This is a genomic window from Massilia sp. Root418, from assembly GCF_001425265.1.
In the GTDB taxonomy this organism is placed as follows: domain Bacteria; phylum Pseudomonadota; class Gammaproteobacteria; order Burkholderiales; family Burkholderiaceae_D; genus Rugamonas.
The window spans coordinates 231679-257975 of sequence record NZ_LMEC01000026.1; the positions used below are offsets into that span (position 1 = coordinate 231679).

Genomic DNA, 26297 nt, shown 5'->3' on the forward strand with positions numbered 1-26297 from the left:
TTTACGCCGCTGCGCACGCATCGCGCGTAGGGCGGGTTAGGCGTAGCCGTAACCCGCCGGCTCTCAGCTCCGCTTGCGCATCGCCACCCAGTCACTGACGACGTGCTCCAGCACCTTCAGCGGCAGCGCTCCGTGCGTAAGCACCTCGCTGTGGAAGGCCTTCAGGTCGAACTTCTCCCCCAGCTCCTGCTGCGCGTGCTCGCGCAATGACAGCATGGTCAGCATCCCCACCTTGTAAGCCAGCGCCTGCCCAGGCGACACGAAATAGCGCTCCACCTCCGCCGTCACATCCTCCTCCGGCATGCCGGTGTTCTCCAGCATGTAGGCAATCGCCTGCTCCCTGGTCCAGCGCTTGTAGTGGATCCCGGTATCGACCACCAGCCGCGTGGCGCGCATCATGTCGTCGCGCAGGCGGCCCAGCTTGTCGAGCTGCGTCCGCTCCCAACCCAGTTCGCTGGCCAGCCGTTCGGCGTACAGCGCCCAGCCCTCCTGGTAGGCGCTGAACGGAATCACCTTGCGGAAGAACGGCACATCCCGCAGCTCCATCGCCACCGCGATCTGCAAGTGGTGGCCAGGCAGCCCTTCGTGGTGCGCCAGCGTACGCATGGAAAACTTCGGCGTCTCGCTCAGCGTGCGCATGTTCACGAAGAACACACTGGGACGCGAGCCGTCGAAAGTGCCGGGCTGGTAATAGGCGCCAGGCGCCGTGGCCTGCAGCGCAACCGGCACCGGCTCCACTTTCAAGGCCAGGCGCGGCCGCACGCTGAACGCCCCGCCCAGGCCCTGGCGCGCCTCGTCGATAATGGCGCGGTACTGCGCCAGCATGGCTTGCCGGCCCTCTTCCGTGTCCGGATATTTCTGATCGGGCCGCGCGGCCAGGCGCATCATGCGCTCGCCGCGGCTGCCGCCGCTAAGGCCCTGTTCCTTCAGGATCGCATCCATCTCCGCGCCCACGCGCGCCACTTCCGCCAGGCCCAGGCTGTGCACCTGCTGCGGCGTGAAGTCGGTGGTGGTGTGCATGCGTACCGCCCAGGCGTAGTATTCGTCGCCGTTCGGCAGGCTCCACGCGCCGTCGTTATGCAGCGCCCGGTCCCGCAAAGCGCTGAAGTGCGCAATCAGGCTGCGGTAGGCTGGATAAACCTGGCCTTTCAGCGCCGCCTCCGTGTCGGCCAGCAGCCTGGCGCGCGTGGCGTCGTCCACTTTCCCGGCCGGCAGCGCGGCCAGCTTGTCGCGCATGTCCAGGTACAGGCGGTGCTGCTGCGGCGGCATGGCGACGAAGGCCTGCATCTGCTGCAGCACCTTCTCCACCGTGAAGCGCGGCGGCACGATGCCCTTGTCCTCGCTGAGCTTCACCTGCTCCAGCACCTGCGCGAACCTGGCCGGGAACCTGCGAAGGCGGGCGATATAGTTTTCCGCGTCGGCCGCGCCGGCGACGCGGTGCACCTGCACCATGAAATCCGGCAGCGTGGCCTGGATGCCGTCGAGCTGGTTGACCGGGAAGGCGTGCGACATGAAAGGCTCGCCTTCGGCCCGCATGGTCATGTAATAGTGCAGCGTGTCATAGGACAGCTTGCCGTTGCGGTCCAGATCGGCGCGGTCATAGCTCTCCAGCACGGCCAGGTTGCTCTTCATTTCCGCCATGACCTTGCGCGCATGGGCCGGCGACGAATCGTCCAGGCGGCTGCTGAAGAAGTCCAGCCACGATGGCAGCACGCCCAAGCCGGACAGCGTCTCCGGGCTGTCCATGGCAAAGGTGGCGAACACGCGCGTGTAGAACCAGTCCAGGCGCAGCGGCTTGAAGTGGGATGTGTGCGTCACCAGCAGCACGGCAGCCAGCACCAGGCCCGTCAGGGCCGTCAGCAGCCAGGTCAACGCACGTTTCATCTTCCCTCCAGAACTGTTAAATCAGATTCGGATTTTATCAACTTCTGGCGCAATCAAAAGAAGTTGCTTGGTGATTATTCGCGAGAATCTCAGGACAGGAAAAGATCATAATGGCAATTCTCAGCTGAGAGAACGTCGCGTCCATCACCGAAGCAAACCTCGACACCAATGAAAAACAAGGGGGCATCGTGAGGCTTTCCATCTATCGTCCCGTCTATCGGCTCTGCGGTGCAGTGCTGGCATTCTGCCTCTCCTCTGCTCCGTCGGCAAAAGCAGAGTATCTTGCAGAAGCCAACAACTACCGCGCATCCGTCAAGGTGGTTCCACGCATCGGCGCGTTCTGGTCCAGCGCCTACCAAGAAGCATGGCAAAGCGATTGCTTGCCACAGACCCAGAGCACTGGCTTGATCGACTGGCTGGGGTATCAAAACAAGCTCGACAGGCATAAAGCACCACTGGCCTATACATTGCCGGCGCAAAACACGGGGCTGAACGCGGCAATTGGCATTCCGGAGTGGGACATCTTGACCACCCGCAGGATCGGCACCCGCCTCGATTGCGGTTACAAAGCCCGCAGAATTCTCATCACCATCCGAGCAGAGCGCAACAATGTCCAGCAAAAGTGCGAGTTTCTCTTCCCGCAGAGAGTCACGATCCGGCCGATTCCCAGCGACGAGACAGACTCGTGCTCCTTGTACGCGAGCCTGGAGTCGAATAGGGAAGTTAAATTCGACGTCGATATTACCGATACCCACAGTTTGTCCAAGCAGCGTATTAGCACGGTGATACCCGAGGACGTGCTGATTGTCTCGCTGGGCGACTCGTTCGCCTCAGGTGAAGGCAACCCTGACGTACCGGCGGGGGTTATCGGTAAGGCACTATGGATGGATGCCCGCTGCCACCGAAGCGCCTACGCCGGCCCGTTGCGGGCTGCAGTGCGTATCCTGAATCAACAACAGGACATCCACAATGAGCGATACCGGCGCTCGCTCTCGGCGGGTGCAATGACCGTCGTCAGTTTTGCATGCTCCGGTGCGCTCGTCAGCCAAGGACTCAACGGCGACTACAGTGGTGTCGTACCGCACCAGAAGGCGCTGGAAAGCTATCCCAGTTGGACTGAGACCAAGCAGAGCGCCACCGCATTCGGCAGCGCGGTCCCTATCGAACCACAGATTAGTCAATTAAAGTCTTTCCTCCGCAATCAGAACGACGACGCAAAGACCAGCATAGACCTTTTGTTATTGAGCGGCGGAGGCAACGATATCCAGTTCGGTGCACTGGTCACGGCCATGGTGGCGAGGAACATAGCGTTGGAAAAAACGCAGAGCGCCATTAACCTTTCCCTTGGCGAGCATTTCAATTTCCTCTCATCTTCCTACGGAGATCTTGGAGATGCGCTCGCTGGCTTGAACCTGCAGTATCCCGCCATGCAAACGCTTGTTGTGAAATACCCTGATCCCTTATACCGCATGCCCGGGAAGAACTGTTCCGGTCGCATAGAGCAAGGCACCGCAGAGCCGGGAGGATGGGGTCTGCTCTTGGGGCCACTGTCTGCACTCGGCCAACTGCAACTGACAGACGACGAAGTGGCGTATGTACGGCAAAAGGTCATTGCGCCACTGAATTCAGTGGTTGAGGCGCAGGCCCAAAAATATGGCTGGCTATCGGTAGACGCCATGAAGACCGAAAGCAACGACGTTAGCGAACACGGATGGTGCTTGACCGGTGCGGCCAATGCCTATGACGCCCAGGGCCGCTGGTTCCGCAGCATTAAAGACTCCATACGCTTTCAAGGCAACGTCAATGGCAGCTTTCATCCAACCTTCGAGCTTACGGACAAAATTCAAGGCGTGCTGATCGCACAAAAGTTCAAGGAAGCAGTAAATGCTGAACCGGTTTGGGACGTGCTGTCCATACAACCGTCAAAACAGCAAGGCGACACCCTCGTTGTCCCGCCGTCGCCGTCTATTCGCTACGCGCCCGCCAATACCCTGCGCCCTCTCCTGAGCAGCCCGTCACTGGCAACGTGGCAGTGCGAACCGAATGCCGACGGCTGCACCGGGCGGTCGCCTGGATTTGCCTTGGGGGGGCACGGCGCCAATATTACAGTTGACGCCAAGGCGTACAACGCAGAGGCACGCCGCGGTTACGAGCGAAAGAACTTGCTCAAGCTTCGCGTGGACGCGCTCGCGCCAGCAGTCGGATGCCTGGTCGGCAATGCGACAGTTCCCGTTCCGTGCTCCACGTTCAGTTGGACCAAAGATAAAGAAATTCGCATCGTGGTGAGCGATCGTGATTCCGGCGTCCAGTCGGCCCTGCTTGTTACCCGCGATGATGCCAACCAACAGGTCAGGACCCCGCTGATCCGCACGTCTGATTCGGAGATGGAGATTCCAGTCAGCTTTAGTCGTGACGGCGAATACCGGCTGGCAGTATGCGCAGTGGACGCAGTTGGAAACCGTACCGGGGACGCAGCAAGCTGCGAGGCCGAATTCACCGTCGGTGTGGATACGACTGCCCCAGCGGTAGCCGCTATCACGGCGCACGACGTAGACTGGAGCGAGGGCGCGCGCGCCCGCATCCCCACCATTCCTGTGTTTGGTGAAACGATTCCTGCAATTGCCGTGACCTTTAACACGAAAGTGGCACCGGTCCAATGTCAGGCAGACGTCTCCGGTTGCCCCCTTCCCTCGACCGTCGCAGGTACACTGTGGGGGCGTGCCGTGAATACGATCAGTTTCTCCGACAAGGCCGGCAATCAAACCATCGTGCAATACGCGACAATACGGGTTAGCGACTACAGTACGGCAAACCGGCCCCGCACAGCGCAACAGTGGCGAGCTAGACCTGCGCGAACGGCACTTGCCGCCGCGCTGCGCGCTGCCCTTTTTGTGGTTCCCAGCCTTGCGGAATTCGTCGACGCTAGAGAGCCGCAGGTCGCTACCGCATTGGCTTCGTTGATGACTGCCGAGCCGAACCCCGCAGAACAAGGTGCTGCAGCAGATCTTGTATTCAGCCGTATGAAACAGGCTGATCTGGTTGTCGGCTGGCTCAACTTACTGAGCGGCGCAACCTATATGCGCGACCGAGTGCCGAACAAAGCAGCACTGGAGTGCATGCCATCGACCGGCGTCCCCCAAGGTCAGCTGACACAACTGAAATGGCTGCACAACCGCCTCCGGTGTACAGAAATCGCTGGAGCGAAGAAAGACACGCGCGTTGCACTGGCCAGATAACTCTTTGTGAATCACCTCTGCGGTGCCAGCAGGATCTGCTGGCACCGCGGACCAGCTCGCCGGCGAGGGCGGCAGTCGGCGTCCGCAATTCACCGGATAACGGCACCGCCCTTCATGACGAAAGTGACCTTGGTCAGCAGGCTGGCGTCGGCGGCCGGGTCGCCCTTGACCGCGATGATGTCGGCATACTTGCCGGCCGTGATGGAGCCCACGCGGTCCTTCCAGCCCAGCAGGTCGGCCGCGCTGATGGTGGCGGCCTGGATCGCCTGCATGGACGTCATGCCGTATTTCGTCATGTAGTGGAACTGCTTCGCATTGTCGCCGTGCGGGTAGACGCCGGCGTCGGTGCCGAAGGCGATCCTCGCGCCGCCCTGCACGGCTTTCCTGAAGTTGTCGCGCTGGGTCTGGCCGATGATGCGCTCTTTCTCTATCGACTCGGGCAGCATGCCTGCCTTCGCGCCTTCCTGCAAAATGTAGTCGTCATTGTAGATGTCCATCACCAGCCAGGCCCCCTTCTCGCGCGCCAGCCGGATGCCTTCGTCGTCGATCAGGCTGGCGTGTTCCACCGAGTCCACGCCGGCCAGGATGGCGTCGCGGATGCTGCTGGCGCCGTGGGCGTGCGCGGCCACCTTGCGGCCCAGCTTATGCGCCTCGTCGACGATGGATTTCATTTCTTCCAGCGTGTATTGCTGCGCGCCCGGCTCGTCACCCTTGGACAGCACGCCGCCGGAGGCGCAGATCTTGATCACGTCGGCGCCATACTTGGCCATTTCACGCACCTTGGCGCGCGCGGCCCAGGGGCCGTCGGCCACGCCCTGGCCGGTCACCTTGTATTCCGGCGGCAGCAGGTTGTTGTCGCAATGCCCGCCGGTGATGCCGATGGCATAGCCGGCCGTGCGCATGCGCGGGCCGGTAACGTCGCCGTCGTTGATGGCGTCGCGCAGGGCGATGTCACCGTAGCCTTCGCCGCCCACGTTGCGCACGGTGGTGAAGCCCGCCTCCAGGGTCGCCCGCGCGGCGCGCACGCCGTACAGGGCGGCGCGCACTTCGGAGACGCCGAGCGCCTGGTAGCCGTGCTGCAGCGGGTCGCTGGTCAAATGGGTGTGCATGTCGATCAGGCCAGGCAGCACGGTTTGTGCGGACAGGTCGATCAGCTGGGCGCCGGCGGGTACCCTGGCCGACGCGGTCGGCCCCACCGAGGCGATGCGCTCACCGTTGATGATGATGGTCTGGTCCTTGAGCACGGTGCCATTGACCACGTCCACCAGGCGGCCGGCCTTGATGGCCACCACTTTGCCTGGTTCGGCATGGGCTGCGCCGGCGACGAGGGCGGCGGCCAGGAAGATCTTCATTTTCATGCTGTTTCCCGTGATGTGAAAACAGCAGTATGCAGTTACCAGCTGCAGGTGCGCAAGCCGGCAAAAATGTCGTCCCTGCCGGGCAGGTGGAAGTTGCGGAAACGGGCCGATCCCAGCCGCGACGGCGTGGCGAAGGATGCCCCGCGCAGCACCTGGTGGGTGGCGAAATGCGGCGCCGAATATTCGCGCCACGGCCCGGGCTCGAAACCGGGATACGGCTCGAACGGCGTGGCGGTCCATTCCCACAGCGGTCCCCAGCGGAACGCCGGGTGCCCGGACAGGGCCGCGTATTCCCACTCTGCCTCGGTGGGCAGGCGCCGTTCGGCCCAGGCGCAGTAGGCCTGCGCCTCGAACAGGCTGATATGGCGCACCGGTTCCGGCCCGGCCAGCGTGCACAGGTGGCCGAAGCGCATGGTGCGCCAGAAGCCGTTGCCGCTGCCGTCGCCCGCCTCGCGCTGCCAGTAGCGCGGGGCCGAGCGCTCCTGCCGCATCAGCCAGGCGTTGCCGGCCACGCTCCAGAACTGGCGCCGCTGATAGCCGCCGTCGGCAACGAAGTCAGCGTACTGCGCGTTGCTGACCAGTGCCGCGTCGATGCGGAACGGCGGCACGTAGCAGGGATGGGACTGGAGCTCGTTGTCGAACACGAAGCCGCTTCCTTGAGTACTACTGGCACCGCCCGGGCTGCCCATCTGCAGCGTGCCGCCGGGGAAGCCGATTTCGGACTGCTGCGGCCAGCTAGGCTCGTCGCGCGCCAGTTCCGGCGGCACCGGCACGCCCAGCGTCTGCAAGGCCGCCAGCATGGCTTCGCCCTGCATGTCCTCGTGGGCCAGCGCCAGCCGGTAGGGATAGAGTTCGGTGTCGCTGCCGCCGCAGCGCGAAAGCTGGTCCAGTATGCGGTCCAGCACTTCGTGGCAGTAGGTTTTCACGGCGCCGGGGCTGGGCAGGTCCAGGTTCCAGCGCGCGCCGTGCGGCACGGTGTTGGCGTCGAACCAGTCGTCGCCCTTGCTCAGCAAGGCGTTCGGCTCGGCGTCCGCAGGGTGGCTGGAGGTGGCCTCGCGCAGGATGAACCACTCGGCGAACCAGGCCGTGCGGCCCAGCTCCCACAGCGGCGGATTGAGGCTGCGCAGCTGCGGCACGCGGATGGCGGCATCCAGCCCGGCGGCCGCCGCGCAGTCGAACAGCGCCAGCGTGTAAGCCCGGGCATGCTGCAAGGCGTCCGCCAGCTGCTGCGGCCTGGCGTTGCGGAATGATGCATGAATTGAACTCATGGCTGATTGTAACCGAAGCGTACCGAAGCGCAGGCTGCCCGCCTGCAAGGTGCGGCGGGCTTGTGATATCGTGGCGGGCATTATGCAAACACCTATCAAACTCACCTCCTTTTCCCACGGCGGCGGCTGCGGCTGCAAGATCGCCCCTGGCGTGCTGTCGGAAATCCTGAAAAACACCCACGGCTTCCCGGTTCCCAAGGAACTCATGGTGGGCATCGAAACCTCGGACGACGCGGCGGTCTACAAGCTCAATGACGAGCAGGCGCTGATCGCCACCACCGACTTCTTCATGCCCATCGTGGACGATCCGTTCGACTTCGGCCGCATCGCCGCCACCAACGCCATCTCGGACGTGTATGCCATGGGCGGCACGCCCATCATGGCGCTGGCCCTGGTCGGCATGCCGGTCAACAAGCTGCCGATCGAAACCATCGGCCAGATCATCAAGGGCGGCGAATCGATTTGCGCCGAAGCCGGCATTCCCATCGCCGGCGGCCACACCATCGACTCGGTGGAGCCGATCTACGGCCTGGTGGTGCTCGGCCTGGTGCATCCGTCCAAGGTCAAGCGCAATTCGGGCGCGCAGCCGGGCGACGTGCTGGTGCTGGGCAAGCCGCTGGGCGTGGGCGTGCTGTCGGCCGCGCTGAAGAAGGACAAGCTGGACGCGGACGGCTACGCCGCCATGATCGCCAACACCACCAAGCTCAATAAGCCCGGCCAGGCGCTGTCCGCCATGCCGGGCGTGCACGCCATGACCGACGTCACCGGCTTCGGCCTGCTGGGCCACCTGCTGGAACTGGCGCGCGGCGCCGGCCTGGAAGCGCAGCTGGACATGGCCAGCATACCGCTGCTACCCGGCGTGGAGCAGCTGGCCACGGACGGCTACTTCACCGGCGCGTCCGGCCGCAACTGGGACGCCTACGGCAAGGACGTGGCCCTGTCGGCCGCCGTCACCCCGGCGCAGCAAGCCTTGCTGACCGACCCGCAGACCTCCGGCGGCCTGCTGGTGGCATGCGATCCGGCCAGCGTGGACGAGGTGCTGGCCCTGTTTGCGCGCGAAGGCTTCGAGGGCGCCGCCGTGGTGGGCCGGACCGCCGCCGGCGCAGCGCGCGTCACGGTGGCCTGACCCGCCGCTGCCGCGCCGCCTCGCGCTATCGCGGCAGCACGAAAGGCACGGGGATTCTGGCCAGGCTGGTACGCGTGGTCAGGCCTTTGCCGCTTAAGGTCACCATCTGGCTTCCCGGCGTTGTGCCGCGCGTGATGCCAAAGCGCACCGCAACCTCGTGGAAATCGTAACTGCGGCCTGCGGAGGGGATATCCGCGCCGCAGGTGGCGTTTTCATACAGCGCAGCCAGCGGCTTCAGGTCTGTGCGGAACCGGTAGCCGCTCAGCGGCGCGAGGCTGTGCGCGGCCTCGGCACCGAAATGGCACTCGTAGTCCATGCGCCCGCGCCATTCCGCCCTGCCGGCACGCGCCCTGCAGGCGATCAGCAGGTGCATCAGGAAACGGTTCAGCAGATAGGTTTTGCCGAAATGGCTTTCCCGCACAAACTGCGATACCACGCCGGATCCCTTCCGCAAACAGGCCAGCAGCGCGCGCCGCATCGCCGGTTTCCTGCACAGCGATACCGCCAAAGCGCGGCAGGCACGATCCAGTCCGGCGTAGGCGCCCTGTCCCGCTGTCCAGGTGGCGATCAAGCGGCTCTGCTGCTCCATCGCAAGCAGCCGCTCCCTGGCCTTCAGCAGCAAACGCGATACTTCGGCATCCTTTTCCATTTTCCAGATCATTTCCAGCGGATGCCCCAATCCGGTCAGCGCGCGCAGCGCGTCCTGCAGGGCGCCGTCGCCGCCGCCGAAAATGCCGATGTTACGATCCGGCGTGCCGGCGTCCAGCAAATTGTCGGCGCCCCAGAAACGCGGGCCTTCCACCGGCTTCGATCCGGGTGCGGCAATCAGGAGTTGGGGCAGCGCCACATTCTCCTCCCCCAGTCCAGCGCCAAGCAGAATATAGTCCGGCATGAAGTGCCGCGTGTCGATACTGCCTGCCCGCCGCAGATGGATCTCGCAGGGCTCGACGTGGCCGCCGCCAACGCCGTCGATCCGCCTTTGCGTCGCGGCGCCGGTCTGCGCGGCGAAGCGCTTGACGGCGGCGGCCACACTGGCGGCGGTCGCTTCCATCCACCACTGCGGCGCCTTCCAGAGAGGATAGAGCGCGGACACCAACGCGGGGTTTCCCTTGACGCCATCCAGCCAGCTGACCAGCTGGGCGGCCAACGCCGTGCCCGAGAGCGGCTTCTTGCTGGACCACGCGGGCGTAATTGGCGATGCCGGCCCCCAGTCGCTGCTATTCCTGGGCGGGTAGCTCTGGTCGTCGAAAAACGAAGAAGGCCACTCATACATGAATGGGCCGACAAAGCGCTGCGGCGCGCCGCGCTGAAGCGAAAACGCCTCCTTCTCCGTGTCTGCCACCACCACGGTTTGGCCCTGGGCGGAAGCTTCCAGCGCCGCCGTCACGCCGGCTATGCCGGCGCCCACCACGAGGATCTGCAGATGGCGCGGATCGGCTTCGCACAAGTCGCGCACCAGCATCTGCGCGCGGATAATCTGGTCGCGGATACTGACATGCTGCTGGCCGCTGGACAAATCGAACACATTGGGGGCGACTTTCAGGGCCAGCAGGGACAGCGTGTCTTTCTCCGGCATGATGCCGGCCGCCGCCGACGGGGAATAGCTCATCACATTCCTCCCAGCGAGCGTGCAATGGCCGCGTCGAATTCATCGGCAGGCAGCGAAAACAACAGGCTGTGGCCGAGCACTTCCCGCAAGCCGCCACCTTCGCCGTCATTGTCGTTGCGATTGGCACCAGGCAAATCCGGCGGCGGCGGCGGGTCAACTCTCCCCGGACCACGCCAAAACCAGTCCGCATCCAGCGCCCAGCGCCTGTCGTGCGGAAGATCGGCGCCGCCAACAATCCGCGCCATGCCGGCCTCCCGCATCTCCTGCAACAGCGAGCCCAGATAATTGAGCGCCTTCTCTTCCCCACCGAACCAGGCGGTGCGGTCGGGGGAAGTCATCAACAGCGCATACAACTCGCCGAACGACACGCCGTCCGTGCCGGCCTGCCGCAATTTTTCCATCAGACCGACAGCAATTTTGGACATGCGAGCTTCCCCAAAAGAAATATTATCAAGATAATATTCAAAGCCCGCCAGGCAGTCAAACTGGCGCGCTCCGCAACATTTCCTTGACAGCTCTGCTGCCGATCTCGTACATTAAAGCCCATGTTCCCGCATCCGCACCTATCCGCTTTCCTGCTGCCGGCTCCTAGCGCCCTATCGCTAGCGCCGCGCCTACTAGCACGCGCTTAAAAAACCGCGTCTCAGTTGTACCCCTGCGCCGGCCACAAGCTGCGCAAGTCTCCCCAAAACCAGGAAAGTTTGCACCGATGTCCACCACGGCTATCTACACGCACCGTAGCACCGCACGCACCTTCAAAGGTTTCGCGCTGCTACCGCTATCGCTACCGATCGGTTGCCTGGCCTAGCGTCTTCGTGGCCCGCCCGGCAGCCAACGCCACATCGCATGCGCCTTCACAGGCTTTCCAAAATTCAGAAGACTCAGGAGTACCACCATGATGTTGCAGAACCCAGCAGCGAAATACCGCGCCTTCCCGGCTGTCCAGTTGAACGACCGCACCTGGCCCAACGCCGTGATCAGCAAACCGCCCATCTGGATGAGCACCGATCTGCGCGACGGCAACCAGGCGCTGATCGAGCCCATGAGCCCCGAGAAGAAACTGCGCTTCTTTGAAATGCTGATCAAGATCGGCATCAAGGAAATCGAAGTGGGCTTCCCTTCCGCCTCGCAGACCGACTTCGACTTTGTGCGCAAGCTGATCGACGAAGACCGCATCCCGGACGACGTCACCATCATCGTGCTGACCCAGTCGCGCGAAGAACTGATCCGCCGCACCGTGGAAGCGGCTGCCGGCGCCAAGCGCGCCATCGTCCACCTGTACAACTCTGTAGCCCCGGTGTTCCGCAAAGTGGTGTTCGGCATGTCGCGCGAAGAGATCACCAACATCGCCACCACCGGCACCAAGCTGGTGAAGGAACTGATCGCCCAGCATCCGCAGACCGACTGGGGCTTTGAATACACGCCTGAATCGTTCTCCACCACCGAACTGGATTTCTCCAAGCATATCTGCGACGCCGTCAGCGCCATCTGGAAGCCGACCCCGAACAAGAAGATGATCATCAATATGCCCTCGACCGTGGAGTGCAGCACGCCCAACGTGTATGCCGACCAGATCGAATGGATGTCGCGCAAGCTGGAGCGCCGCGATTCGCTGATCCTGTCGGTGCACCCGCACAATGACCGCGGCACCGCCATCGCCGCCGCCGAACTGGCCGTGATGGCCGGCGCGGACCGCGTGGAAGGCTGCCTGTTCGGCAACGGCGAGCGCACCGGCAACGTGGACCTGGTGACCCTGGCGCTGAACCTCTACACCCAGGGCGTGCATCCGGGCCTGGACTTCTCCGACATCGACAGCGTGCGCAAGCTGGTGGAAGAATGCAACCAGCTGCCGGTACACCCGCGCCACCCTTACGTGGGCGACCTGGTGTTTACCGCCTTCTCCGGTTCGCACCAGGACGCGATCAAGAAGGGCTTCGCCAAGCAGCAGCCGGACGCCCCTTGGGAAATCCCTTACCTGCCGATCGACCCGCAAGACCTGGGCCGCAGCTACGACGCGGTGATCCGCGTGAACAGCCAGTCCGGCAAGGGCGGCATGGCCTACCTGCTCGAACAGGACTTCGGCCTGGTGCTGCCGCGCCGCCTGCAGATCGAATTCAGCCGCGCGGTACAGGCCGTGGCCGACCAGACCGGCCTGGAGATCACCTCGGAAGGCATCCACGAGATCTTCAGCCGCGAATACCTTGAACAGACCGCGCCTTACGCCTACAGCTCGCACAAGATGCAGGAAGACACCACCAGCGACGAGCCGGTGCAGATCGACATCGCCCTCAGCCACCGCGGCGCCGGCATGGCCCTGCAAGGCGGCGGCAACGGGCCGATCGACGCCTTCGTCGATGCGCTCGGCCTGGACATCAAGCTGATGGACTACCACGAGCACTCGATCGGCTCCGGCGCCAACGCCAAGGCGGCCTGCTACGTCGAACTGCGCCTGGAGAACGGTCCGACCCTGTTCGGCGCCGGCATCGACAGCAACATCGTCACCGCCTCCTTCAAGGCCGTGCTGAGCGCCGTCAACCGCCAGATCAAGCAGAAAGAAGGCGCTGCGGCGCCTGCCGCCGCCGGCGCGGACGCCACGGCCTGATGCGCCGGCCCGCGGTCCACAAGGCGGCTGCCGCCGCCCTGCTGCTAGCCGCCGCCGGCAGCAGCGCCGCCCCGCCAGCGGGGCAGGACGCCTACGCCAGCGGCCAGGTGAAAGTGGACGTGGGCGACCGCAAGCTGAATATGTACTGCATGGGCAAGGGTTCGCCCACCGTGCTGTTCGAGGCGGACGGCGGCCGCGCGGGCTGGGACTGGTCCGCCGTGCAGCCGGAGGTGGCCAGGCGCACCCGCGCCTGCGTCTACGACCGCGCCGGCATGGGGTTCAGCGACCCGGCCACGCGCGCAGCCACCGTCGCCAACGCCACCAAGGACCTCCACTTCATGCTGAAGAATGCGCGCATGGACGGGCCTTACGTGCTGGTGGGCGCCGGCTTCGGCGCCATGATCGCGCAGCAGTTCGCCGCGCGCGGACGCGGCAACGTTGCCGCCCTGGTGCTGGTGGAGCCGCCGGCGGACGAGGAACTGGCCGCGGCGGCAGGCGCCAGTGCCGGCGCCGCTGGCTCTGCCGGCACTGCCGCCAATGCCAATACCGGCGGGGTTCCGCAGCCGCAGGCATCGGCCGCTGCGCTGGCGGCAGCCCTCGACGTCGCCCTCGCCTGCCTGGATGCCGCGAGCAGCGGCAACATAGCCGCCGCCCCGGCGTGCGCCTATGCCCCCGGCGGCGAAACCGGCCCCAGGCTGGCCGCCGCACAGGCCGCGCAGGTGGGCAGGCCCGCCTACTGGCGCTCGCGCGCCTCGGAAATCGACAACCTGGCCGCCGGTGCCAGCCAGCTGCGCGCCGCGCGCAAAACCTTTGGCGACACGCCGCTGGTGGTGCTCACACGCGAACAGTCCGCCCAAGTGGCGGCAGCGCAGCAGCTGGCCGCCCTGTCCACGCGCGGCAGCACGGTTGCGGTGCCGGTTGCTGTGCCGGACCCCCGCCAGTCCATCCTGTCCACCCGCCCGGAAGCCGTCGTCGGCGCCGTCATGGGCGTCCTGGACAGACAACCGCCTTGAGCCCGGCGGCGTCATTCATCTGAATGATGCGCCCGCGTCCCCGCAAGCATAGACTGCCTGAACCAACCAGGCTGTCATTGCGAAGGATGGACCAGATCATGAAAACACTTATCGTGGCGGGCTTGCTCGCCTGTGCCTCGCCGCTGGCCGCCGCCCAGGCCGCCGACACCGTGACCATACCCGCGCCCGGGCGCGGCATCGAAGCGCCCGGCCCCGGGCAGATCATTCCCATGCAGCGCGACGAATTCCAGCAGTTCGCCGGCGCCTACAATCTGGCCAACGGCCAGACGCTCTACCTGCGGCGCGTGGACAAGCGCTATTTCGCCAGGGTGGACGACTGGACCGAACACCAGATCGTGGCCGTCGGCGCAAACGAATTCGTGGCGCTGGACCGGCAGCTCAGCATGCGCATCGTGCTCCAGCCCTACGGTCTGGTGGACGGCGAACTGCACGTCGCCGTGCCTGCTGGCCGCACTGCACAATCGCCCACCGCGCAGCCGGAATTGATGCATATTGCCTTCCGCTGAGGCATTCCATGACGCACTGCCGCATTGTTGCTATACTTTTATCGTATTGCAACAAGCGGAGGCGGCATGAAAATGGCGAATTTGAAGATCGGCACCCGGCTTGCGCTGGGCTTTGGCACGGTGCTGCTGATGATGGTGGTGCTGATCGGGCTGGGGCTGCAGCGGCTGGGGCAAATCGGCGAGCTTAATGCCGGCATGGTGAACCAGGACTGGCGCAAGGCCGATGCCGCCGCCCTCATTGCCGCCACCACCCGCGCCAACTCGGCACTGGTGCTGGAACTGTTTATCGTCACCGACAGCACCGCCCAGGCGCGCATCCACGCCAGCATCGACGCCAACAAAAAGACCATTTCCGAAGCGCTGGAAGTGCTGGACAGGCTGGTGGTCCTGCCCGAAGGCAAAGCCCTGCTGGCGTCCATCCGCGCGCAGCGGGCGCAGTACGTGCAATCCTTCAGCAAGGTGAACAAGCTGATCGCGGCAGGCCAGCGCGATGCGGCGGCGCAGCTCATGTCCAGCGAAACGCTGCCGGTGCTGGCCGGCTTGCAGGATAAAATCAAGCAACTGAACGATCTGCAGCGCGGCATCGTCACCGCGCACGGCGCGCAGGTGCAGGACAACATCGGCGCTGCGGGCCGCATGATGGCGGCCCTGGGCGTGCTGGCGCTGCTGCTGGGCGCGGCCTTCGCATGGCGCGTCACGCGCTCCATCACCACCCCGATAGGCCACGCGCTGCACGTGGCGCGCGCCGTCGCCGCAGGCGACCTGACCAGCCATATCGCCTCCGGCACCCGCTGCGAAGCGGGCCAGCTGCTCGATGCGCTGGCGGACATGAACGCCAGCCTGGCGCGCATCGTCGGCCAGGTGCGCAGCGGAACCGGCGCCATCGCCAGCGCCTCCGGCCAGATCGCCAGCGGCAATATGGACCTGTCCGCGCGCACCGAAGCGCAGGCCAGCGCGCTGGAGCAGACCGCGTCCTCCATGATCGAGATGACCACCACCGTGCGCCAGAACAGCGACAACGCGCGCCAGGCCAATGCGCTGGCGCAAAGCGCGTCTGCGGTGGCGCAGCGCGGCGGCAGCGTGGTGGCGCAGGTGGTGGACACCATGGACTCCATCAACGCCTCATCGCGCAAGATTGCGGACATTGTCGGCGTCATCGACGGCATCGCCTTCCAGACCAATATCCTGGCGCTGAACGCGGCGGTGGAAGCGGCCCGCGCGGGCGAACAGGGGCGCGGTTTCGCGGTGGTGGCCTCGGAAGTGCGCACCCTGGCCCAGCGTTCGGCCAGCGCGGCCAAGGAAATCAAGCAGCTGATCGGCGATTCGGTGGACAAGGTGGACGCCGGCGCGCGGCTGGTGCAGCAGGCCGGCAGCACCATGGACGATGTGGTGATCAGCGTGCAGCGCGTGAGCCAGATGGTGGAGGAAATCACGCGGGCCAACCGCGAGCAGACCGATGGCATCGAGCAGATCAACATGGCCATCGGCCAGATCGACCAGTCCACCCAGCAGAACGCCGCGCTGGTGGAGGAAGCCGCCGCCGCCGCATCGGCCATGCACGACCAGGCCGGCGCCCTGCAGGAAGTGGTCAGCCAGTTCCGGCTTGGCGACAAGCCCGCGCAAGCGAGGCTGCGCGCCGCGTAGGGGGTGACCGGGGCGCAGAGCCGGGTGGCGTCGAGCCGGAAGCGCCGAGCCTACGGCGTAACGCGCCAGCCCGGCCGCAAGCGCAGTTATCGCCTTGCCAGCCGTATCCCCGTAAACTGCCAGCGCGCCCCCGCAGGGAAGAAATTGCGGTAACTCGCGCGCGCGTGCCCCGCCGGCGTGGCGCAGGACGAACCGCGCAGCACGTACTGGTTCAGCATGAACTTGCCGTTGTATTCCCCCAGCGCGCCGGGCGCCGTCTCGTAGCCGGGATACGGCGCGTAGCTGCTGCTGGTCCACTGCCAGCAGTGCCCGAACATCTGCAGCAGTCCGCCCGAGCCCGCAGCCGCAGAGGCCGCCGCAGATGCAGGCGCCGGCGCCGGATGCAGCCCGCCGGTCTCCACGACCAGCTGCTGCGCCGCGAATTCCCACTCGCCTTCCGTAGGCAGCCGCGCGCCGCGCCAGTGCGCGTAAGCGTCCGCCTCGAACAGCGACAGATGCGTGGCCGGCCCCTGCAGGTCGAGCGGCTGCATGCCATGCAGCGTGAACTCCGACCACTGCCCGTCTTCGGCGCGCAGCCAGTACATCGGCTTGCGCAGGCCCTGCGCGCAGACCCAGTCCCAGCCCTCGGCCAGCCACAGCGACGGCGTTTCATAGCCGCCCGCCTCGATGAAGGCCAGGTACTCGCCATTGGTCACCAGGCGCGGCGCCAGCGCAAACGGCGCCACATACTGGCGGTGGCGCGGCAGCTCGTTGTCGAAGCAGAAACCGTCGCCGCCATGGCCGATTTCCGTCAAGCCGCCGTCGAACGCGATCCATTCCTGGTGCGCGCCGTCCGGGGCGGACGGCCCGGCGGCCGGCGCCGCCGGGCGCGCGGTGTGCACCGCGGGCACGGCATAAGCCGGGTGCAAGGGATTCTGCGCCAGCAAATGCTTCACATCGGTCAGCATCAATTCCTGGTGCTGCTGCTCATGCTCCAGCCCCAGCGTGACCAGCATTGCCAGCTGTTCGCGTTGCGGCGCCGGCAGCTCGCCGCTGAACAGGCGCGCCATGCGCGCGTCGACGTTGGCGCGGTAGGCCTTCACCTCCGTCAGCGCAGGCCGCGTGAGCAGGCCGCGCTGCGGGCGCGGATGCTTCTCGCCGATGCCGTTGTAATAGGAATTGAACAGCACGCGGAACGCCGGATGGAAAGGCGCAAAATCCGCCTCCATGCGCTCCAGGATGAAGGTCTCGAAGAACCACGTGGTGTGCGCCAGGTGCCATTTGACAGGACTGGCGTCCGGCATCGACTGCGCGCCGCAGTCCTCGTCCGACAAGGGCTCGGTCAGCGCCAGCGAACGCTCGCGCACCGTGTTGTAGCGCGCAATCCAGTGCGCGGGGTCGGTCATCTGCATGGCTGGCTCACCCTGTCAGTCGCCGATGGCGCGGGCATGCAGCACCGCGAACCATTCGGCATCGTCGGTCCAGGTGCGCGTGGCGGCGAATCCAGCCTCCTGCAGCAGGTCGATGAAGCTGCGCCGGGTGTATTTGTAGCTGTCTTCCGTGTGGATGCGCTCACCGCGCACAAAATGCCGCTCATAGCCCTGCCAGCTCACGGTAACAGCCTCGCGCGCTTCCAGATGCATCTCCACCCTGCTCTCCTCGGCGTTGAAGAACGCCCGGTGCTGCCATTGCGTCACGTCGAAGTCGGCGCCGATCAGGTGGTTCAGGTGGCGCAGCATGTTCAGGTTGAACGACGCCGTCACGCCGATCGCGTCGTCATAGGCCGCATCCAGCACCGCGCCGTCCTTGATCAGGTCCACGCCGATTAACAGGCCGCCGTCGCCCTGTTCGTTGGCGCGCATGCGGCGCAGGAAGGCGATCGCCTCGTGCGGCGCAAAGTTGCCAATTGATGAACCTGGATAAAAGAACACGCGCTTGCCTGGCCGCACACTGACCGGCAGATGGAAGCTGCGCGAAAAATCCAGCCCCAGCGGCGTCATTTCAATGTGCGGGAAACGCTGCTGCAGCCGGCTGACCGCCTCCAGCAGGAAGTCGCGCGATATGTCGACCGGCACATACTGCGTGGGATGCAGCAGCGGGAACAGGCTGGCCGCCTTGGCGCAGTTGCCCGCCCCCAGGTCGATCAGCGTGGAACCCAGGCCCACCGCCTGCGCAATCTCGGCGCCGTAGCGCTCAAAGATGGACGCTTCGGTGCGCGTGGGATAGTATTCGGGCAGCTCGCATATCGCTTCAAACAGCTTGGAGCCAAGGCTGTCATACAGATACTTGGGCGAGGTGTAAGCCCGCTCCGCCAGCAAGCCGGTGCTGATTTCCGCGATGGCGGCTGGGCTGCCATGCGGAACGCTGGCTGAACGGCTGGAAACATCAGGCGAAATCACGCGGATCGCCGCAGTACGGGACATAGGCATAATGTGCTCAGTCAAGTTGGTCGGCCATCACCGGGCCTGCTGCCGATGACAGTTTTGCTATCATAGCTGAATATCACATTCCCAGCGCCGCAGCAGCACTGCCGTGCATTCTTGCGTTAGCTACTTAACAATCAACAATTAAGGTTCTCAATGAAATTTTCTCCTCTGAAGCTCGTCAAATCCCTGATGGCCGCCGGCCTGGTGTTCGCCGCCGTGCAAGCGTCCGCCCAGCAGGTGCTGCGCGTGTCCGCCATTCCCGACGAAGCGCCGACCGAACTGCAGCGCAAGTTCAAGCCGCTGGGCGAGTACCTGGAGAAGAAACTGAACATGAAGGTCGAGTTCACCCCGGTGACCGACTACGCCGCCTCGGTGGAGGGCCTGATCAACCACAAGCTGGACATGGTGTGGTTCGGCGGCTTCACCTTCGTGCAGGCCAAGGACCGCAGCAAGGGCCAGGTGGTGCCGCTGGTGCAGCGCGCCGAGGACGAGAAATTCCGTTCCGTGTTCGTCACCACCAACAAGGCCATCACCAAGCTCGATGACCTGAAAGGCAAGACCCTGAGCTTCGGTTCCGAGTCCTCCACCTCCGGCCACCTGATGCCGCGCTCCTTCCTGCTGGCGGCCAAGATCAACCCGGACACCGACATGAAGCGCATCGCCTTCTCCGGCGCGCACGACGCCACCGTGGCGGCGGTAGCCGGCGGCAAGGTGGACGCGGGCGCCCTGAACATCTCAGTGTGGGAAAAGCTGGTGGCCGAGAAGAAGGTCGACCCGAGCGCCGTGCGCGTGTTCTACACCACCCCCGGCTACTACGACTACAACTGGACCGTGCGCGCCGACATGCCGGCTGAAATGAAGAAAAAGATCACCGAAGCCTTCCTGGCGCTGGACCCGTCCAAGCCTGAAGACAAGGCCATCCTGGACCTGCAGCGCGCTTCCAGGTTCATTCCGACCAAGGCCGAGAACTACACCGCCATCGAAGCGGCTGCCGTCAACGCGGGCCTGCTGAAGAAGTAACAATGGCATCTCCCCTGTACCTGCTCGAGCGCCTGACGGTGCGCCATCACGGCGCCGCCAGCGCGCCCGCGCTGCACGCCATCGACCTGGCCATTGCGCCAGGCGAGCAGCTTGCGCTGATCGGGCCCTCCGGCGCCGGCAAGACCACGCTGCTGGCCACGCTGGCGTGCAACCACCAGCCGCAGTCGGACGACAGCGGCCGCTACACGGCCTTCGGCGTGGACCCGTGGGCGCTGGACAACGGCGCCCGGCACCGGCTGCGCGCGCGCCTGTTCCTGGCGCCGCAGACGCCGCCGCTGCCGCCGCGCCAGCGCGTGGTGACGGCGGTGCTGGCCGCGCGCCTGCCGCACTGGAGCCTGTGGACGGCGCTGCGCTCGCTGGTCAAGCCGGTCGATCCCGAAGCGGCCTACCGCGCGCTGGCGCGCTTCAACCTGGGCGAGAAGCTGTACAGCCGCGTGGACCGCCTGTCCGGCGGCGAGCGCCAGCGCTGCGGCCTGGCGCGGCTGATGCTGTCGGACGCGCAGGCGCTGCTGGTGGACGAGCCGCTGTCCGCGCTCGATCCCGCCCTGTCGCAGCTCACCCTGGCCACCCTGCAGCAGGAAGCGCGCGAGCGCGGCGCCGCCCTGGTGTGCAGCTTGCACCAGGTGGACCTGGCGCTGGCCAACTTCACCCGCATCGTGGCACTGAAACAAGGCCGCATCGCCTTCGACCTGCCGCGCGAGCAGGTGACCGAGGCGATGATCGCCGAACTGTACCTGGGCGAGCAGCCGCCGGCCAATGCGCCGTCGGTGCACGAATCGCCGGAAAAGCTGGCCATCGGCGCCTGCCTCTAAGGCCTGATACCCTCCCCCGCCCGTATGCGCAATATTCCCGCTGTACCCTATTCCGAGCGCCACCCCGACCCCGCCTGGCGCGGCCGGGTGACGCTGGCCGTGCTGGCCCTGATCGTGCTGTGGCCGATGGTCGTGGCCAGCGAATTCAAGCCCTCGCTGCTGTTCGACTGGCAAAGCCTGACCGCCACCGGCCGCTTCCTGGCCGGCTTCGTGCCGCCCGCGCACGACCCCGAATTCCTGGCCATGCTGCTGCGCGAAACCTGGCTCACCATCGCCATCGCCACCGCCGGCCTCACGCTCGCGCTGCTCGGCGCCATCCCCGCCACCCTGCTGGTGACCGAGCGCCTGTCCATTTCCCGCCTGGGCAGCGGCCGCATGGCATTGCCTTCGCGCCTGCTGCGCCAGGCCGTGCGCTGGCTGCTGATCCTGCTGCGCAGCGTGCCGGAACTGGTGTGGGCGCTGCTGTTCGTGCGCATCGTCGGCCTCGGGCCGACGGCGGGCGTGCTGGCCATCGCCCTCACCTACTGCGGCATGCTGGGCAAGGTATATGCCGAAATCCTGGAATCGTCCGAAGCCCACGCGGCGGACACGCTGCTGGCCAACGGCAGCGGCAGGCTGTCCGCGCTGCTGTACGGGGCGCTGCCGGAGGCGGCCTCCGAGCTGGTGTCCTACACCGTGTACCGCTGGGAGTGCGCGATCCGCGGCTCGGTGGTGATGGGTTTTGTCGGCGCCGGCGGCCTGGGTCAGCGCATGGACGAATCGATGAAGATGCTGTCCGGCGGCGAAGTATCCTCCATGCTGCTGGTGTTCGTGCTGCTGGTGGCGGCCGCCGACGTGGTGTCGAAATACCTGCGGAGGCGCCTCGGATGACCAGCTTGAAGATCCCCGCCCCGCCGCCGCGCTCCTGGTCCGGCTGGCTGATGGCGCTGGCCCTGGCGGTGCTGGTCGCGGCCAGCTTCGCCACGCTGCCACTCAAGTGGTCGGCCCTGTTCAGCGCCGACGCGGTGCGCAGCAGCAGCGAATTCCTGGCCGGCTTCGCGCCGCCGGAGCTGGCCACGCCTTTCCTGCTCAAGACCGCCAACGCCACGCTGGAAACGCTGGCCATGTCCGCCCTCGGCACCCTGCTGGCGGTGGCCGGCGGCCTGCTGCTCGCACTGCCCGGCGCCGGCCGCTTCGGCCGCCCGGCGCGCGCCGCCGTGCGCGTAATGCTCAACGTGCTGCGCTCGGTGCCGGAACTGGTGTGGGCGTCCATCCTGATGATCGCCGCCGGCCTGGGACCCTTCGCCGGCACCCTGGCGCTGGCCGCGCACACGGCCGGCGTGCTGGGGCGGCTGTTCGCGGACGCGCTGGAAAACGCCGCGCCGCTGCCGGAGCAGAGCCTGCGCACCAACGGCGTCTCGCCGATGGCCGCCTTTTTCTACGCCACCTTGCCGCAAACGCTGCCGCAGATGCTGTCCTACACCCTGTACCGGTGGGAGAACAATATCCGCGCCGCCGCCATCCTCGGCGTGGTGGGCGCCGGCGGACTGGGGCAAATGCTGAAATACCATTTGTCGCTGTTCCAGATGCAGGCGGCCGCCACCGTCATCATTGCCATGCTGCTGCTGGTGGCGCTGGTGGATGCCGCCAGTTTCGCCACGCGGCGCGCGCTCACCCGTTAAGGCTTACCCCGTCAAGGAATCCATGCTCGTCCTGCGCAACCTGTCCAAGACCTATGCCGGCCGGCCCGTACTGGCCAATCTGAACTGGAACTTCCAGGCCGGCGAGTTCGTCGCCATCATGGGGGAATCGGGCGTGGGCAAGTCCACGCTGCTGAACCTGATCGCCGGGCTGGACCAGCCGAATCCGGCCGGCGAGCCGCCCATCCTGCTCGATGGCGTGGCCATGTCCGCGCTGGACGACGACGCCGCCACCCGCCTGCGGCGCCGGAAAATGGGCTTCATCTTCCAGGCCTTCCACGTGCTGCCGCACCTGACCTTGCTGCAGAACGTGGCGTTGCCGCTGCTGCTGAACGGCCAGCCGCAGCAGCGCGCGCTGGAGATGCTGGACGCGGTCGGCCTGCAAGGGCGCGGCGGCGATTATCCGCACCAGCTGTCCGGCGGCCAGCTGCAGCGCGTGGCAATCGCGCGCGCGCTGGTACATCGCCCCGGCCTGGTGCTGGCCGATGAACCCACGGGCAACCTCGATCCGGACACCGCGCACGGCGTACTCTTGCTGCTGCGCAATGAAATCAAGGCGAGCGGCGCCTGCACCATCATGGTCACCCACTCCCACGCCGCTGCCGCGATGGCCGACCGCACCCTTATTCTGACCAGCTCGGGACTACAAGAAGCAACATCCGTCAACCCGTTTGCGCAATAAACAAGATTTTTTTTTGTCCTAGACCTACCAATAATCTACCGTTGCAGTATCATACATACAACTTGCTTGGTTATTAATAGTTGAGTTGATCCGCCATGTTTACGCCGTTTGGGCGGTAAAACACAAGCCAGGAGACGCCAATCTATCCACGTTTTTTAACTAAGGAGGAAAAAATGAGCGTGCGGCAAAAAAAACTCGAACTGATCGAAGCAATGAATCGGGCAAGGGCCTTGGAACCCTCCAGCTTTGTTCCCAACAAACTGCTCGATACGCTGATTGAGAAAATGCACCTGAAAAATGACGCCGAACTGTGCCGCGTCCTTGAAGTGCAGCCCCCCATCATCAGCAAGATCCGCCACCGAAAGCTGGCGGTAGGAGCAACCATTCTGCTGCGCATGCACGAGAAATCGGAATTGAGCATACGCGAGCTGAAAGATCTATCGACTGCCTCGATGCACTGACGCCGCTCCCGTCGTGCAATGCCAGGCGCCGGCATTGCGGTCTCCGGCGCCAATCAACAGCCCAATCCCCGCTGTTACCCCTCCTGTTTGCCCATCCCAAATTTATTTCCATTCGTTAATATCGGCAAATCCGGGTAGAATTTCCACGTCGAAATCCCTGATGCCATCATGCCGCAAGACCCGGTCAACGATGACCACATATTGTTCAGCCAGTGCATCGAAGCGCTGCGCTCGCCCTACCCGGCGGAGCCCGAGTCTGCGCCCAACGCCGCACAGCCCGCGTGGGCCTGTCTGCTGACCGAATTCCAGCTCACGCAAACGTGGGAATTGGGCATCTGCACCATCCTGCCCAGCGTGCCAATACAATTAGCGCCCGACTTCAAAGCCTACCTCTCCATTGTCCGTTTTCCCCAGCCGCGGGCCGATGCGCACCGGCTCGGCACTGTCCTGGCGGCCATCGTTTCGTTTTGCACGGGCACCACGTGCAAGTCTCCCCGCAACGACTTCCTGACCGGAAGCGCGCCGCGCACCGCCCAGGATTTCCTGAAAGCGGCGCTGGCGCACCCTGTTTTCGAGCCGTACTCTAGCGATGGCAAACGTACCGAAGCTGCGCAGGCTGCATACCAGCGCAAAACGGCAGACCTGATACGCCAGCTGCTGGCGGTCGACGATAAAACGTATCTGCTGGCCATCCAGGCCATACGCCTGGTTCAGCTATCGCTGAGCAACAAGCGCGACGACTTCGGGCTGGGCTATACCCTGCTTGCCGCCGCGATCGAATCCGTGGCACAAGTTGCCATCAAGCGCGACAAGGTGAAACCGGCAGAGCCAGCGCATGAATGGGATGAGAAGGCCAGGAACGACCCTGCGTTTGCCGAGCTGCTGCGCCTCTACCGCGAAGCCCGGGGCCAGAACGGCTACCTACAGGCGCGCTTCGTCGCCTTCGTGCTGAAATATGCGCCATACGAGGGCTGGTCGGCCCTGGTACAAGCTCCCCTGCAGAACTTCCTTGACGTCCACAACGAACAATCCCCGGAAGAAGACCGTGAGGAGGATACGCTGGTGGACACGACGGAGCCCCAGCCGCACGAGCTCGGCCGGGCGGAAATCGAGTCGATGCTGAAGGACGTCTACGAGATCAGGTCCTACTACGTGCATCGGGGTAAACAGCCGCCGCACTGGGACCCCAACCCCGGCTTCGTCCGCTACTTCCATCAGACCTACACCGACGACTTCGAAGAACTGATGCTGCCGACCTACGCCCTGCTGCTGGAAATTTCCCGGCAGTCCATCTCCACGTGGCTGGCCGAACGGGCGCTGCGTGCCGGCCCGCGCGCCTGAGCCGATCACTTCACCCGGTCGCGCAGGCGTTGCAGCGTTGAGATGAACACGTCCTGCCGGTCGAAGGCGCGCGCCAGGACCAGCGCGCCCTGGATGCCGGCCACCACTTCTCCGGCCAGGGCCGCCGCCTCCGCACTGCTTTTTCCGGAACGCCTCAGCGCGCCGGCTAGCGCGTCTATCCAGGCGGCGAAGTAGTCGCGCACCTTGACCGCAAAACGGTCGCGCTCGTTGCCGAGGGCGAATACGCCGACCAGGCAGACCTTGCGCCCGCTCAGGAAGTAGCGTTCCACCTGCTCGAACATGTGGGCAATGCCGGCGGCTGCGTCGGCGCTGTCGTGCAATGGCGCGAATACCTGCCGGCGGAACCAGGCGTCGATCTCACCCAGCACGGCGTCCGCCATTTCTTCCTTGCCGCCGGGGAAAAAGTTATAGATGCTGCCCTTTCCCAGCCGCGTGCCTTCGGTAATCCGGGCCAGGCTGGCCCCTTCAAAACCGTAGGTGCGAAACACTTCCGCCAGCAGTGGCACCACGTCGGCGCGCTCTGCGATCACTCTTGCCATTGCATTCCTTTAAGTCAAAAACCCAGTTCGGTCAGGCCGGGATAATCCGCCGGACGCGGGCCGCTGGCGTCCCACAGCAGCTTGCGCTCGGACTCCCTGATCGGCGTCTCGTTGATGCTGGCGTGGCGGTGGTGCATCAGGCCGTGCTCGTCGAATTCCCAGTTTTCGTTGCCGTAGGCGCGGAACCACTGTCCGGAGTCGTCATGGTATTCGTAGGCGAAGCGCACGGCAATGCGGGCGCCGTCGTGGGCCCATAATTCTTTCACCAAACGGTAGTCCAGTTCGCGCGTCCATTTGCGCTTGAGCAGGCCGACGATGGCTGCCCGGCCCTGGACGAACTCGCCACGGTTGCGCCACCAACTGTCTTCGGTATAGGCCAGCGCGACCTTTTCGGCGTCACGGGTGTTCCAGCCGTTTTCGGCAAGGCGCACTTTTTCGGTGGCGGTTTCAAGGGTGAACGGCGGCAGCGGAGGACGGGTGGACATGGCGGACCTTTCGACGAAGTTGTTCCGATCGGTACGGTATGTACCGATCAGTACAATTACTATAGTCGGGGTTCAGGCCGGCTGCAAGCAGTTTTTGCGCGGCGGCGCCGCAAGCTGCGCGCTGATGATGCGGTCCCAGGCCAGCGCGCAAGCGCCCACCACGCCGGGCAGGCAAAAGATCAGCGTGCCGTTGGCGTAGCCGGCCAGCGCGCGCGATTGCACGATGGTGCTGCCGACAGCGCTGTAGGCAAGGTGCTGCAGCAGGTCGCCGAAGCCGCGTATTTCCTGTTCCAGCAGGCCCGCTGCCGCCTCCGGCACCGCGTTGCGCCGCACGAAACCGCTGCCGCCCGAGCTGAGGACCACCTGGATCTCCGGATCGGCGATGCAGTCGCTCAGCACCCGCCGCACCGCGCCCACGTCGTCGCCCACGCAGACGCGCCGCACCACGCTGTGTCCGGCCGCCGCAGCGCGCGCGGCCAGCAGTTCCCCTGCTCCGTCCCGCCCGGTGCCGCGCGGGCTGCTCACACTGAGCACGGCACAACGCAGGCTGATTGCTTCGGGCAC

At 65.1% G+C, this 26297-nt stretch carries 23 protein-coding genes; 13 read left to right on the forward strand and 10 right to left on the reverse strand.

The features are described from left to right. Nucleotides 1-63: 63 nt before the first annotated feature. The gene (locus ASC94_RS29545; protein WP_056404763.1) at nucleotides 64-1884 is read right to left on the reverse strand and encodes a DUF885 family protein; all 1821 of its coding nucleotides are present in this window, start codon (nucleotides 1882-1884) and stop codon (nucleotides 64-66) included. Between the two features lie 188 nt (nucleotides 1885-2072). Between ASC94_RS29545 and ASC94_RS29550 the strand changes: the two genes are divergently transcribed. Then, nucleotides 2073-5120: a hypothetical protein gene (locus tag ASC94_RS29550; RefSeq protein ID WP_157201642.1), complete on the forward strand. Its 3048-nt coding sequence runs from the start codon at nucleotides 2073-2075 to the stop codon at nucleotides 5118-5120. 89 nt (nucleotides 5121-5209) lie between these two features. On the opposite strand, the gene ASC94_RS29555 is transcribed toward ASC94_RS29550, so the two are convergent. After that, entirely contained in the window at nucleotides 5210-6478 is a 1269-nt protein-coding gene (locus tag ASC94_RS29555) for an amidohydrolase family protein (protein ID WP_056404768.1), read from the reverse strand. A gap of 35 nt (nucleotides 6479-6513) precedes the next feature. Next, the gene (gene senA, locus ASC94_RS29560; protein WP_229417448.1) at nucleotides 6514-7746 is read right to left on the reverse strand and encodes a selenoneine synthase SenA; all 1233 of its coding nucleotides are present in this window, start codon (nucleotides 7744-7746) and stop codon (nucleotides 6514-6516) included. Between the two features lie 82 nt (nucleotides 7747-7828). Here senA and selD point away from each other — a divergent pair, with 82 nt between their 5' ends. After that, a complete protein-coding gene (gene selD, locus ASC94_RS29565; RefSeq protein ID WP_056404770.1) occupies nucleotides 7829-8872 on the forward strand; it encodes a selenide, water dikinase SelD in 1044 nt (347 codons plus the stop codon). A 25-nt stretch (nucleotides 8873-8897) separates the two neighbouring features. Here selD and ASC94_RS29570 read toward each other — a convergent pair whose 3' ends face one another. Continuing rightward, nucleotides 8898-10481: an FAD-binding protein gene (locus ASC94_RS29570; RefSeq protein ID WP_056404772.1), complete on the reverse strand. Its 1584-nt coding sequence runs from the start codon at nucleotides 10479-10481 to the stop codon at nucleotides 8898-8900. Next, nucleotides 10481-10906, reverse strand: a complete 426-nt coding sequence (locus ASC94_RS29575; RefSeq protein WP_056404774.1) for a hypothetical protein — start codon at nucleotides 10904-10906, stop codon at nucleotides 10481-10483. The genes ASC94_RS29570 and ASC94_RS29575 overlap by 1 nt, the downstream gene beginning before the upstream one ends. 470 nt (nucleotides 10907-11376) lie before the next feature. On the opposite strand from ASC94_RS29575, the gene leuA reads away from it, so the two are divergent. The 4 genes from leuA to ASC94_RS29595 all read left to right on the forward strand — a co-directional run bounded on the left by leuA (nucleotide 11377) and on the right by ASC94_RS29595 (nucleotide 16267). Continuing rightward, entirely contained in the window at nucleotides 11377-13083 is a 1707-nt protein-coding gene (gene leuA / locus ASC94_RS29580; RefSeq protein WP_056404776.1) for a 2-isopropylmalate synthase, read from the forward strand. Next, nucleotides 13083-14096, forward strand: coding sequence for an alpha/beta fold hydrolase (locus ASC94_RS29585; RefSeq protein WP_082616927.1), 1014 nt, complete (start codon nucleotides 13083-13085; stop codon nucleotides 14094-14096). Before leuA ends, ASC94_RS29585 begins: the two co-directional genes overlap by 1 nt. 98 nt (nucleotides 14097-14194) lie before the next feature. Further along, entirely contained in the window at nucleotides 14195-14623 is a 429-nt protein-coding gene (locus ASC94_RS29590; RefSeq protein ID WP_157201643.1) for a hypothetical protein, read from the forward strand. 66 nt (nucleotides 14624-14689) lie between these two features. Beyond that, nucleotides 14690-16267, forward strand: coding sequence for a methyl-accepting chemotaxis protein (locus ASC94_RS29595; RefSeq protein WP_056404781.1), 1578 nt, complete (start codon nucleotides 14690-14692; stop codon nucleotides 16265-16267). 86 nt (nucleotides 16268-16353) lie between these two features. Here the strand turns inward: ASC94_RS29595 and egtB are convergent, their stop codons facing one another. After that, complete coding sequence (egtB, locus tag ASC94_RS29600; RefSeq protein WP_056404782.1) at nucleotides 16354-17658, reverse strand: ergothioneine biosynthesis protein EgtB; 1305 nt, start codon at nucleotides 17656-17658, stop codon at nucleotides 16354-16356. Between the two features lie 15 nt (nucleotides 17659-17673). After that, a complete protein-coding gene (gene egtD, locus ASC94_RS29605) occupies nucleotides 17674-18675 on the reverse strand; it encodes an L-histidine N(alpha)-methyltransferase (protein ID WP_082616928.1) in 1002 nt (333 codons plus the stop codon). A gap of 150 nt (nucleotides 18676-18825) precedes the next feature. On the opposite strand from egtD, the gene ASC94_RS29610 reads away from it, so the two are divergent. From ASC94_RS29610 to ASC94_RS29640, 7 genes are all read left to right on the forward strand, one after another. Beyond that, complete coding sequence (locus ASC94_RS29610; RefSeq protein ID WP_056404784.1) at nucleotides 18826-19692, forward strand: putative selenate ABC transporter substrate-binding protein; 867 nt, start codon at nucleotides 18826-18828, stop codon at nucleotides 19690-19692. Between the two features lie 2 nt (nucleotides 19693-19694). Beyond that, nucleotides 19695-20525, forward strand: coding sequence for a phosphonate ABC transporter ATP-binding protein (locus tag ASC94_RS29615; protein ID WP_056404787.1), 831 nt, complete (start codon nucleotides 19695-19697; stop codon nucleotides 20523-20525). A gap of 24 nt (nucleotides 20526-20549) precedes the next feature. After that, nucleotides 20550-21395: an ABC transporter permease gene (locus ASC94_RS29620; protein WP_056404789.1), complete on the forward strand. Its 846-nt coding sequence runs from the start codon at nucleotides 20550-20552 to the stop codon at nucleotides 21393-21395. Next, entirely contained in the window at nucleotides 21392-22186 is a 795-nt protein-coding gene (gene phnE, locus ASC94_RS29625; protein WP_056404792.1) for a phosphonate ABC transporter, permease protein PhnE, read from the forward strand. Before ASC94_RS29620 ends, phnE begins: the two co-directional genes overlap by 4 nt. Before the next feature lie 22 nt (nucleotides 22187-22208). Beyond that, entirely contained in the window at nucleotides 22209-22886 is a 678-nt protein-coding gene (locus ASC94_RS29630) for an ABC transporter ATP-binding protein (RefSeq protein ID WP_056404794.1), read from the forward strand. A gap of 173 nt (nucleotides 22887-23059) precedes the next feature. After that, nucleotides 23060-23347 carry a hypothetical protein gene (locus ASC94_RS29635; protein ID WP_056404796.1) on the forward strand — a complete coding sequence of 96 codons (288 nt, stop codon included), beginning with the start codon at nucleotides 23060-23062 and terminating at the stop codon, nucleotides 23345-23347. Between the two features lie 168 nt (nucleotides 23348-23515). Next, nucleotides 23516-24688, forward strand: a complete 1173-nt coding sequence (locus ASC94_RS29640) for a hypothetical protein (RefSeq protein ID WP_056404798.1) — start codon at nucleotides 23516-23518, stop codon at nucleotides 24686-24688. Between the two features lie 5 nt (nucleotides 24689-24693). On the opposite strand, the gene ASC94_RS29645 is transcribed toward ASC94_RS29640, so the two are convergent. The 3 genes from ASC94_RS29645 to ASC94_RS29655 form a co-directional block, all read right to left on the reverse strand. Further along, entirely contained in the window at nucleotides 24694-25248 is a 555-nt protein-coding gene (locus ASC94_RS29645; RefSeq protein WP_056404800.1) for a TetR/AcrR family transcriptional regulator, read from the reverse strand. A 14-nt stretch (nucleotides 25249-25262) separates the two neighbouring features. Beyond that, nucleotides 25263-25733 (reverse strand): nuclear transport factor 2 family protein, encoded by a 471-nt coding sequence (locus ASC94_RS29650; RefSeq protein ID WP_056404802.1) that lies wholly within the window; start codon nucleotides 25731-25733, stop codon nucleotides 25263-25265. A 72-nt stretch (nucleotides 25734-25805) separates the two neighbouring features. Then, a complete protein-coding gene (locus tag ASC94_RS29655) occupies nucleotides 25806-26297 on the reverse strand; it encodes a molybdenum cofactor synthesis domain-containing protein (RefSeq protein ID WP_056404804.1) in 492 nt (163 codons plus the stop codon).